General features: G+C 40.7%; 11 protein-coding genes. 7 read left to right on the top strand and 4 right to left on the bottom strand.

Annotation, left to right across the window (positions count from 1 at the left end):
* The first annotated feature begins 191 nt into the window (after nt 1–191).
* From folE2 to HUS62_RS21630, 4 genes are all read left to right on the top strand, one after another.
* On the top strand, nt 192–1112 hold the full coding sequence (gene folE2 / locus HUS62_RS21645) for a GTP cyclohydrolase FolE2 (protein ID WP_175081115.1): 921 nt from the start codon (nt 192–194) through the stop codon (nt 1110–1112).
* Nucleotides 1113–1193: 81 nt separating this feature from the next.
* Nucleotides 1194–1787 (top strand): DUF2726 domain-containing protein, encoded by a 594-nt coding sequence (locus HUS62_RS21640; protein ID WP_054560775.1) that lies wholly within the window; start codon nt 1194–1196, stop codon nt 1785–1787.
* A gap of 103 nt (nt 1788–1890) precedes the next feature.
* Nucleotides 1891–2598, top strand: coding sequence for a 5'-methylthioadenosine/S-adenosylhomocysteine nucleosidase (gene mtnN / locus HUS62_RS21635; protein ID WP_054551291.1), 708 nt, complete (start codon nt 1891–1893; stop codon nt 2596–2598).
* A gap of 1 nt (nt 2599) precedes the next feature.
* Entirely contained in the window at nt 2600–3550 is a 951-nt protein-coding gene (locus HUS62_RS21630) for a cobalamin biosynthesis protein (RefSeq protein ID WP_175081114.1), read from the top strand.
* 58 nt (nt 3551–3608) lie between these two features.
* Here HUS62_RS21630 and tyrS read toward each other — a convergent pair whose 3' ends face one another.
* On the bottom strand, nt 3609–4808 hold the full coding sequence (gene tyrS / locus HUS62_RS21625; RefSeq protein WP_054560777.1) for a tyrosine--tRNA ligase: 1200 nt from the start codon (nt 4806–4808) through the stop codon (nt 3609–3611).
* A gap of 398 nt (nt 4809–5206) precedes the next feature.
* Here tyrS and HUS62_RS21620 point away from each other — a divergent pair, with 398 nt between their 5' ends.
* Entirely contained in the window at nt 5207–6523 is a 1317-nt protein-coding gene (locus HUS62_RS21620) for a peptidoglycan DD-metalloendopeptidase family protein (protein WP_175081113.1), read from the top strand.
* A gap of 427 nt (nt 6524–6950) precedes the next feature.
* Here the strand turns inward: HUS62_RS21620 and HUS62_RS21615 are convergent, their stop codons facing one another.
* The 3 genes from HUS62_RS21615 to HUS62_RS21605 are packed head-to-tail and all read right to left on the bottom strand — an operon-like array spanning nt 6951 to nt 10128.
* Nucleotides 6951–8081, bottom strand: coding sequence for a sodium ion-translocating decarboxylase subunit beta (locus HUS62_RS21615; RefSeq protein ID WP_054560779.1), 1131 nt, complete (start codon nt 8079–8081; stop codon nt 6951–6953).
* Nucleotides 8082–8091: 10 nt separating this feature from the next.
* A complete protein-coding gene (gene oadA, locus HUS62_RS21610) occupies nt 8092–9864 on the bottom strand; it encodes a sodium-extruding oxaloacetate decarboxylase subunit alpha (protein ID WP_175081112.1) in 1773 nt (590 codons plus the stop codon).
* A gap of 15 nt (nt 9865–9879) precedes the next feature.
* A complete protein-coding gene (locus HUS62_RS21605) occupies nt 9880–10128 on the bottom strand; it encodes an OadG family protein (RefSeq protein WP_054560781.1) in 249 nt (82 codons plus the stop codon).
* Between the two features lie 534 nt (nt 10129–10662).
* Here HUS62_RS21605 and HUS62_RS21600 point away from each other — a divergent pair.
* The gene (locus HUS62_RS21600) at nt 10663–10836 is read left to right on the top strand and encodes a DUF1328 domain-containing protein (protein ID WP_064971747.1); all 174 of its coding nucleotides are present in this window, start codon (nt 10663–10665) and stop codon (nt 10834–10836) included.
* Nucleotides 10837–10887: 51 nt separating this feature from the next.
* Entirely contained in the window at nt 10888–11079 is a 192-nt protein-coding gene (locus tag HUS62_RS21595) for a hypothetical protein (RefSeq protein WP_054551284.1), read from the top strand.
* The last annotated feature ends 230 nt before the right edge of the window (nt 11080–11309 follow it).

Here is an 11309-nt window from a genome sequence, read left to right as displayed (position 1 = left end):
CGTGACCAAGGTGATTATTATGCCTTGATCTGATCACTACATATTCTATAAGTTCAATTTATAATGATCTTGCCGTGTTTAGAAATATTCATATTGTGCGATAAACATAGAATTTTTTCATCAACGCCGCTTTTTTATATTTTTTCATGTAAAATACCGCGCTTTAATAATTGCAAAGAATGAGTATTACCATGCAAACCACAATGCCAGATATTGCTGATACGGCTCCCGCCTTACAAACAGGTAAATTAGACTGGGTTGGCATGGGCGAAATTGAACTTCCTTTCATTTTTGAAACTCGCAATATTGCCCCTGTAAATGTAATTGCCAAGGCTCGCGCTTTTGTAAACTTGCATAAAGAAGACGCCAAAGGCATTCATATGTCGCGTTTATTTTTAGCCCTTGATACCTTATCAACCGAGCAGCAAGTTAATCCACAAACTCTTAAACAAGCACTTGATGCCTTTATTAGCAGCCATGATGATTTAAGTGACCAAGCACAAATCGAATTTAAATTTGAGCTACCTCTGCGTCGTAAATCTTTATTAAGTGGCAAAGTAGGTTGGAAAAACTACCCTGTTCATTTGATCGCTAAGATCAACCAAGGCACTGTAAGTTTTGAGTTAATGGTTGATGTTACTTACTCGTCAACATGCCCATGTTCAGCGGCTCTTGCTCGTCAATTAATTCAAAATGCCTTTAGCGAAAAATTTGCAGAGCAAAATCTTGATAAGCAAACTGTTTTAGAATGGCTAGGCACAACAGACGGCATTGTTGCTACACCACACTCACAGCGTTCAATTGCAAACGTGAAAGTAAAACTCGACAGCCAAATTGACAGTTTTGATGTGGTTGGCTTAATTGATGCTTTAGAAGCTGAGCTAAAAACGCCAGTACAAGCGGCAGTTAAACGTGAAGATGAGCAAGAGTTTGCCCGCTTAAATGGTCAAAACCTCATGTTCTGCGAAGATGCTGCTCGTAAAATTAAAGGCTTACTTGAACAGCAAAACTACGCAGATTACTGGCTGCAAATAAATCACTACGAATCACTTCATGCCCACGACGCAGTAGCTATCGCTGTTAAAGGGGTTACTGGCGGATACACAGCTTAAAAATTTCAGGCGACTCCACACACTTAGGCACGCTAATTGCTTTTAATTTTCAGTGTCAATTTGTTGTTGTGGAGTTACCGTATGGAATTCGCTTTATTATCAATTTTAGTTTTAGTCGTAGTAGCCTCTGTTGTTGCGTCAAAGTTTACCGATGAAGGCGGAAACCCTTATCCTTTCACTCGTAAGCAAACTGTTTTTACGCAAGTTGAGAGTGCTTTTTTACATCTTCTAGAACGTGCTGTAGGCGACCAATATAAAATCGTCAGCCGCGTTAAACTCATTGATTTAATCGACTGTAAGCAAGGCTTATCTGTCAAAGCAAAACGTGCTGCAATGGCTAAAGCCAAAAACAAACAGTTAGATTACGTACTTATCGACAAAGACAAACTTACTATTGTTGCCGCTGTTGATTTAGTTAATAACACCAACCGCGACGGCCATAAAGCACAACGTGACTGGTTTGTTAGTGGCGCGTTAGAAGCAGCAGGCATCCCGCATATTCGCATGAAGGTAAAATCAGGTTATCAACCAAGAGAAGTACGTGATGCAATCATGTTTAAGCTTGGTAAACCTGCAGCAGCGCCTGCAAGACCTGCACGCAACCGCGTTACTAAACCAGCGGTATTATCACCATCACAAGCAAAAGCACACTCAACGGCGCTTGCAGAAATATAACCTGTCATAATATTGGCAAAAGCAGACTTTAAGGTCTGCTTTTTTGTTTGTTTCAGGCATTTTTAGGTATAATCATCCTATTCAATCTAAGGAATCAAATATTATGCACGTTGGTATTATTGGCGCGATGGAGCCAGAAGTAAAAATCTTACGCGAAGCAATGGTAAACCCAAGCATCATGACTAAAGCGGGTTTTACCTTTTACACCGGTGAACTAGCGGGTAACACAGTTACTTTAGTTCAATCTGGTATTGGTAAAGTGGCTTCTGCAGTAGCAACAACACTGCTAATCGATAACTTCAGTCCAGATTGTGTGATCAACACAGGTTCTGCAGGTGGTTTTGAGCCGTCGCTAAATGTAGGCGATGTCGTTATTTCTTCAGAAGTTCGTCACCATGATGTAGACGTAACTGCATTCGGTTATGAAATCGGTCAAGTACCACAAATGCCAGCTGGCTTTGCTGCTCACCCTAAACTGATTGAAGCGGCAGAGCAAAGCGTAAGTCAAATCAGCGATGTTAAAACCATGATTGGCCTAATTTGTACTGGTGATTCATTCATGTGTGACCCGGTACGAATTGAAAAAACACGTGCTGAATTCCCAACTATGCTTGCAGTAGAAATGGAAGGTGCAGCAATTGCACAAGCTTGTCATGTACTAGAAACACCATTTGTTGTTATTCGTTCAATGTCTGACATTGCTGGCAAAGAGTCGCCGCAATCATTTGAAGAGTATATCGAAACTGCATCTATCAACTCATCTAAAATGGTTGTTGCTCTTTTAGAGAAACTGACGTCGGTGAGTTTATAAGGTGATTGCAAATATTGTTCAAAACCATTTGGACATTATTGTATTTTTTGTAGCGCTCTTAGCTGAGCGCTTCTTTCCTTTGGTTAGTTGGTATCACCCTAATACCTTTTTAACCGTTATTTTCTCTGCGCTTAGCGAGCGTTTATACAACCCAACGAACCCCAAAAGCTATCAATATTTAGCCTCAACCCTAGCTTTTACTCTCACCATTTTAGTGATAGTGACATTGGTTGTGCTGTTTTTAGAGTTTGCTTTTTACCCTGAGCTATTAAATGGCTTAATTTTATATTTGTTACTCAGTAGCCGCGCTCAAGAGAAGAAATCATTACGTATTGCCAGATTACTCAAGCTCAACCAAAAAGCGACTGCAAAAGAGCTACTAGCTAGCCTCGTTGCCCGTGATGTATCACGTTTATCGGCCCCTGGAATTTGTAAAGCAACCATGGAGTCACTGGTGTTACAAAGTGCGCGGCATTATTTTGCCGTTATATTCTTTTATCTACTTGGCGGCGCTACCCTTGCTTTGGTTTATCGCTTACTCACATTAATTCATCAAGCATGGCGAAAAAACCTAAAACCCAACAACCCGTTTTTGGCTCCCATTGCTAAATTACTATTTGTATTGGAGTGGTTACCCACGCGATTAGTTGCATTAACGATTGCAGCAACGAATGCCAGTAAACAATGTATTCATTATATAAAACACTATGGCAGACACTTTTATCAAACCAATACAGGATGGCTGTTAAGTGTTACATCGGCTGCTTTGCAAGTACAGTTAGGCGGTCCTGCTCTTTACCAAGGTGAGCGCTTTAATAAAATGCGTGTTGGGACCGATCGCCTACCAGATGCCGATGATATTCCTGCTTTAGTGAATCGCTTAAATCAAGCGAAAGCATTTTGGTTACTACTGATAGTCGGGATTGAAGTAATTAGCCTATTCACAAATTAATCAAAATATAAGCACAAAAAAACCAGCCGCAGCTGGTTTTTTATACCAATTAGCTTAATTAAGCTAAGGTGATTTTAGCAAACTTACGTTTACCTACTTGATAAATCTGTGTTGTGCCTTTAGCAACTTCAAGCTTAGTATCCGTTACTTTCTCTTCACCATTAATCTTTACAGCACCTTGTTTAATCATACGCATTGCTTCTGACGTACTAGCTACAAGGTTAGCTTCTTTTAATAGATTAGTGATAAACACAGTGTCTTCAGCAATTGTTACTGTCACTTCTGGGATCTCATCTGGTAATGCATTCTTTTGGAAACGCTTGATGAAATCTTGATGAGCTCCTTCGGCTGCTTCTTCACTGTGGAAACGTGCAATCATTTCTTTGGCAAGTTCAATCTTGATGTCGCGCGGGTTTGCACCATCAGCAACACGTTGCTTAAGCGCTGCAATTTCTTCGATTGATAAAGCACTTAATAAGTCATAGTAACGCCACATTAGATCATCGCTGATAGACATTACTTTACCAAACATGTCGTTTGGCTCATCAGTAATACCAATGTAATTACCTAATGACTTAGACATTTTCTGAACGCCGTCAGTACCTTCAAGCAGTGGCATCATAAGTACTGTTTGTGGCTTTTGACCTTCGTCTTTTTGTAATTCACGACCCATTAATAGGTTAAAACGTTGGTCTGTACCGCCAAGTTCAACATCAGCTTCTAATGCGACTGAGTCCCAACCTTGTACCAGTGGATATAAAAATTCGTGGATAGCAATTGATTGGCCGTTGGCATAGCGCTTTTTAAAGTCATCACGTTCTAGCATACGTGCTACTGTTTGACGCGCAGCCAGTTTAATCATACCTGCTGCACCTAAGTTCTCCATCCAAGCAGAGTTGAATGCAACAGTTGTTTTAGCAGGATCAAGTATTTTAAATACTTGCTCTTTATAGGTTTCAGCATTAGCTAAAACATCTTCACGAGTTAACGGTTTACGCGTTACGTTTTTACCCGTTGGATCACCAATCATACCGGTGAAGTCACCGATTAAGAAAATCACTTCATGACCTAGGTCTTGGAAGGTTTTCATTTTGTTGATAAGAACTGTATGACCTAAATGCAGATCAGGCGCAGTTGGATCGAAACCCGCTTTGATCTTAAGTTTCTTACCAGACTTTAGCTTTTCGACTAATTCGTCTTCAATTAATATCTCTTCTGCACCGCGTTTTATCTCAGCTAGAGCGGTTTGTAAATCCACTGTGTATTACTCCAAAAATTCAGCTACCGGGGCGTGGTGGCCTGTCAGGGTTATAAATATAGAGCTAAAAACTTTAAAATTTAGCTAGTTAGCACCAAAAAGCGACACTAGAAAAAAGCCTAACTTAAATAGTTTAAGAAACAGCCCTGAAGGCAGCGCGCATGATTGTTCTTTATACCGCGTTATTGCAATTTAATGAAGGGACTTTAGTTAACTAATGTAGATTTAGTTTAACCATAGACATCTGCTGCAATTTTAAACAAAAAAGTTTAACGCGCTGAGCAATTCTAGCGTAAAATAGCGCCAGTTTAAATCTACAAAACACTGGTATTTGCTCTATTTTAGGTATATCCTGCGATATTAGTATTTAAATTTCTTGACAGCAGAAAAGGCACGATATGGTTCACGTAGTGCACAAACTTCCCAAAAAACACAAACTGCTTATTCTCGGTTTGGTTTCTGCTATTGTCGGCTTGGCGTTATTGCCTTCTGAAAAAGCCACCGCATCAAAGGATAATAGTGCAAACGCACTTGAAATTGGCAAACGCTACGAATTACAAGTTAAAGTTGATGATAACGAAAAACTAACTGAGCTTAATTCACAGCAAGCAGCAGCAAAACTTCCAGAATACGAGCTTATCGACCATGAAGTACGAAATGGCGATAATTTAGCACTTATCTTTAAACGTGCGGGCTTCTCAGCGCAAACATTACACAAACTTGTTAATACCAACGCAGAAACTCGTAAATTAACAAAAATTCACCCAGGCGAAATCTTAAGCTTTGCAACAGCTGAAGATGGCTCTTTAGCTCAGCTACGTTATGTGATCTCAAAAACAGATACCTTATACGTTACATTAAATGACGAAGGTAACTACGACACTTCTATCGATAGCAAAGAAATCGAAACGCTAAGTAAATCAGCTGGCGGTGAGATCTCCAATAGCTTTTGGACGTCAGGCATTGCCGCAGGCTTAAGCGAGCGTCAAATTATGAATTTTGCTGACATCTTCGGTTGGGATGTCGACTTTGCTAATGACATTCGTAAAGGTGATCAATTTGGTCTTATTTACGAGTCTCACTATGTAGATGGTGAGTACATTGGTGATGGTAAAATTATTGCCGCAGAATTTATTAACCAAGGTGAGCGTTACACGGCTATTCGCCATACTGATGGTAACTTCTACACGCCTGAAGGCCGTAGCATGAAAAAAGCCTTCTTACGCGCACCTGTTAACTTTAAGTATATTAGTTCGAGCTTTAACCCGCGTCGTTTACACCCAGTGACCAAAACGGTAAAACCTCACAACGGTATCGATTACGCAGCGCGTACCGGTACGCCAGTTGTATCATCGGGTAATGGTAAAGTGATTAAAGCAGGCTACAGTAAATACAACGGTAATTATGTATTTATTAGCCATGGCACACAGTATGTGACTAAGTACTTACACTTAAACAAAAAGATGGTTAGAACTGGTCAGAAAGTGAAACAAGGCCAGAAGATTGGTACCGTAGGTGCGACAGGTCGTGTGACGGGCCCACACTTACACTATGAATTCTTAGTAAACGGTGTTCACCGTAACCCTAAAACGGTCAAACTACCTAAATCAGAGCCTCTACCGCGCGATGAGTTAGCTAAGTTTAAACCGATTGCTGATAACTTCTTAGCTCAATTACAGCGTAACCGTGAGTTACAATTAGCGTTAAATAAGTAGTTAAGTAAATATAAAAAAGCCGCTTCAAATTGAAGCGGCTTTTTTGTACCAAATAAATCCGGCTAAAACTATTATCGACTTTACTAAAATCAGTACTGAAGACACTGCGGGTTAATACTATTATTACCTTAAAAGAACATAGATAAGTTGAATAATTAGCGAAATCATCACCAGCGGCCAAATATACTTTGCATACTTTGTCGCGCCATCAAGCCCCATTTTAGACTGATACTTTTCAAGTAGCGGTATTAGAATAACCAAAGCAACAAAAAGGCATAATAAGATAATAAAAACATTCATGGCGGCTTTCTTACACAACTATCATTTAACTATAATTTCTTTAGGGTGACCCTAGTCTATAGGCAAAAAAAAGCGCAGTAAAATTACTGCGCCAGTCGGTTGGAAGTAAATCGACTTAATCGTGTTATTAGCCAACAATCGCTAACAAAATACCTGCTGCAACGGCACTTCCTAATACCCCTGCTACGTTTGGTCCCATGGCATGCATTAACAAGAAGTTATGCGGGTTGCTCTCAAGACCTACCTTATTAACCACCCGTGCGGCCATTGGTACCGCTGACACACCGGCTGCGCCTACTAATGGGTTGATTGGCGATTTAGAGATCTTATTAAGACCTTTTGCCATAAACACCCCTGAAGCTGTACCGATTGCAAAGGCTAAAGCACCTAACACCAAAATACCGATTGTTTCTACGGTTAAGAACTTATCGGCTGCAAGCTTTGAGCCTACCGCTAAGCCTAAGAAAATGGTGGTAATGTTGATGATTTCGTTTTGTGCACTATTGCTTAAACGATCAACCACGCCCGATTCACGCATCAAGTTACCTAAGCAGAACATACCTACCAGCGGTGTTGCCGCAGGTAAAAACAAGATAGTTAAACTAAGCACCATTAATGGAAAAACAATTTTCTCTTTTTTCGATACTGTACGAAGTTGCGGCATTTGAATTTCGCGCTCTTCTTGCGTTGTTAGTGCGCGCATAATTGGCGGCTGAATAATTGGCACAAGTGCCATGTATGAATAAGCCGCTACTGCGATTGCACCAAGTAAATCAGGTGCCAACTTAGATGCTAAGAAAATAGCTGTTGGACCATCTGCCCCACCAATAATGGCGATGGCCGATGCATCCTGTAGCGAAAATTCAAAGCCAGGAATAAAGTTAAGTAGAATTGCACCAAATAAAGTAGCAAAAATACCAAACTGCGCAGCCGCGCCCAACAGCAACATACGCGGATTTGCTATCAGGGCACTAAAGTCTGTGAGTGCACCCACACCCATAAAGATCAAAAGTGGGAATACCCCAGAGTCAATCCCGATATGGTACACGTAATATAAAAGACCACCCGGCTCAGATAACCCAGCAACTGGGATATTAGTTAAAATAGCCCCAAAGCCGATAGGTAATAACAACAGTGGCTCAAAGTTACGGGCGATTGCTAAATAGAGTAACAAGCAACCAACCGCAATCATGATCAATGCCGGAAAAGTAAAGTTAGCAATACCCGTGGCATGCCAGAGGTTTAAAACACCATCCATCCTCTGCCTCCTATGCCAGTGCGATTAGCGCATCGCCAGTGGCAACAGAGTCGCCTTCTGCTACTAATACTTCAGCTATTGTGCCTGAGTGTGCAGCGCGAATTTCAGTTTCCATTTTCATCGCTTCCATAATGATAACCACATCACCTTCGTTAACGGTTTGACCTGGTTTCACTTTCACTTTGAAAATATTACCTGCCAACGGTGCATTGAGTGTTTCGCCCGCTGACGCTGATGCAGACTGAGGAATTAACTCACTGTCTTTTAGGGTTACTTCTTTAAGCTCACCACCTTGCGCTACGACGACATCGTAAACTTTACCATCAACTTTAACGCTGTACTGCTCTGCTTTTACAGGGCTTGAAGCAGCAGGAGTTGCTTCAGGTTTAGCAACTTCACCCGTTGGAATTGCTTCAAATGCATCTGGGTTGTTGCGGTTTTTAATAAATTTAAGGCCAATTTGTGGGAACAATGCATAAGTAAGCACATCATCAATCACATCATCAGCAAGCTCTAAACCTTGCTCTTTAGCTTCACTTAATAACTCTGCTTCTAGCTTCTCAAGCTCAGGCTCTAGCTTATCAGCAGGACGGCACGTAATTGCTTCAGCACCCTCAAGTACTCGCTCTTGTAGCTCTTTATTCATTGGCGCCGGTGTTGCACCATACTCGCCTTTGAGTACACCCGCGGTTTCTTTTGTGATGGTTTTATAACGCTCGCCAGTCAGTACATTAAGTACCGCTTGAGTACCTACAATTTGCGACGTTGGTGTAACTAGAGGAATGTAACCTAAGTCTTCACGTACACGCGGGATCTCAAGTAATACTTGATCAAGCTTATCAGCAGCACCTTGCTCTTTAAGCTGATTTTCCATGTTAGTTAACATACCGCCAGGTACTTGGGCTAATAAGATACGGCCATCAACACCTTTAAGACTGCCTTCAAATGCAGCGTATTTCTTACGTACATCACGGAAATAAGCGGCAATTTCTTCTAACTCATTTAAATTAAGGCCGGTGTCACGCTCTGTGCCTTCTACGATTGAAACAATGGTTTCTGTTGCGCTATGACCATAGGTCATACTCATTGACGAAATCGCCGTATCAAGCATATCGATACCCGCATCGATTGCTTTTTGGTAAGTTGCAGTACTTAAACCTGTCGTCGCGTGACATTGCATTGCGATAGGAATAGATACAGTTTCTTTTAAGCCTTTAATCAACTGCTCGCAATCATATGGCTTTAATAAACCCGCCATATCTTTGATACAAATTGAATGACAACCAAGATCTTCTAGTTGTTTTGCAAGTTCAAGCCACATATCAAGCGTATGGACTGGGCTTACTGTGTACGAAATAGTACCTTGGGCATGAGCACCTACTTTAACTGCAGCTTTAATGGCTGTTTCAAGGTTACGCACATCGTTCATCGCATCGAAAATACGGAAAACATCAACACCGTTTTTGTGGGCACGCTCAACAAACTTTTCGACTACATCATCAGCATAATGACGGTAACCTAGAAGATTCTGTCCGCGTAGTAGCATTTGTTGCTTAGTGTTTGGCATTGCCGCTTTTAGCTCGCGAATACGTTGCCAAGGATCTTCACCTAAATAACGGATACACGAGTCAAACGTCGCACCACCCCATGATTCAATTGACCAATAACCCGCATTATCGAGTTTTTCTGCCATGGGTAGCATGTCGTCTAAGCGCATACGCGTTGCCAAAAGAGACTGGTGTGCGTCGCGCAATACTAATTCGGTTAATTTTAATTTAGCCATGTTTAAGCTGCCCCGTTATTTTTGTTTATTTCGAAATTGAGCAATTGCAGCGCTGATTGCTGCAATATGTGCCTGTGGCACACCCTGTTGAGGTTGAATTTTTGCTGTACGCGTAGGTTCTGCAGTTGCAGGATCATCAAATCGACCTACTACCTTTGACATTAAAGTGACTGCTGAAATCAAAATAGTCAGAAAAACAAACACGCCTACCATGCCTGTCACCATCAAACTGGCCGCAGTGGTGAGTAATCCACCTATATCCATACGACTCCCCTCGCTTACTTAAAATAAAAAGTTATTTTTGTTAAATAATTATGCACCAATAATAACAAACAAAATTCATTTGTATAGCACCATTGTAAATTGGTAAAACCAATTAAACTTAAAATAACATGACGCACATATAATTAACACCCTACTATTAGCGCATTTAAAGCCCCGTTATAGATGATATAAATAGTCAATATAGCCAGACGTTATATGTTCAGCTATTAACTAACCATAGTAAAATGCCTAAAAACCACGTACAACAAGGTGTTAGAGCTAGCCCCTCAAAATGAAGTTAAATTGGTCTTACCAATAACAATAGCGATTCTCTTTTTCCTCATTCAGCTCAATATGAAAAAATATCACTATGAATAAGTTACATGCTTACTCGTAAAAGTTACCAAATGATGAACCCTCTCAAGAACGACAAAAACACACAACCCATTGAAATATATAAAATAAAATTTCTGGCACAGAACTCGCTTCAGTTACATCGAACTTAAGAAAATTTAAATAGCCAAGGAGACCACTATGTTACGCTGGACAATTACTTTTTTAGTTATCGCGTTAATCGCAGCAGTGTTAGGTTTTGGCGGTATCGCAGGAGCCGCTGCAGGCATCGCTAAGATTATCTTTTTTATATTTTTAGTATTACTAGTTATTTCGCTGGTATCAGGAGCACTTAGAGGCAGTGTCCCTAAGTAGTTAAAAGCAGATAACCACTTACTTTATTTTAAATTTACAAGGAATTTCATTATGAAAAATTCAACTTTAAAAGCCGCTACTATCGCCCTATTTTCAGGTTTATTCATCATGGGTTGTGAAGACAACTCTGCTGAAGACGCAGGTGAGCGTATTGATGAAGCAATTACTGATACACAAAATGCAGTTGAAGATGCATGTGAAGAAGTAAAAGAAGGTGTTAACGCAGAAGAAACTAACTGCTAATAACACACCTTACTTAACAAAAGCGGCCAAGTGCCGCTTTTTTGTGTATGCAAGTTAGCGAGTTAGCAACTCTAGGATGCCTGCTGCTTGTGTCAAGGAGCTCGCAACTTTACTCTTTCCCCTAGAAACTCGTTAACTTGTTGGGTTTCGCTCCGCTTATGTGGACTCCCCCTTGTCAACAACAATAATTTACAATCAAAAGAATAAATGCGTGCTTATGTACGAGCTCT

Origin of the sequence: Pseudoalteromonas sp. 0303 (assembly GCF_013349995.1) — a bacterium.
Lineage (GTDB): Bacteria > Pseudomonadota > Gammaproteobacteria > Enterobacterales > Alteromonadaceae > Pseudoalteromonas.
Note: the sequence above shows the minus strand (reverse complement) of the source record. Positions and strands in the feature narration are given on the sequence as shown.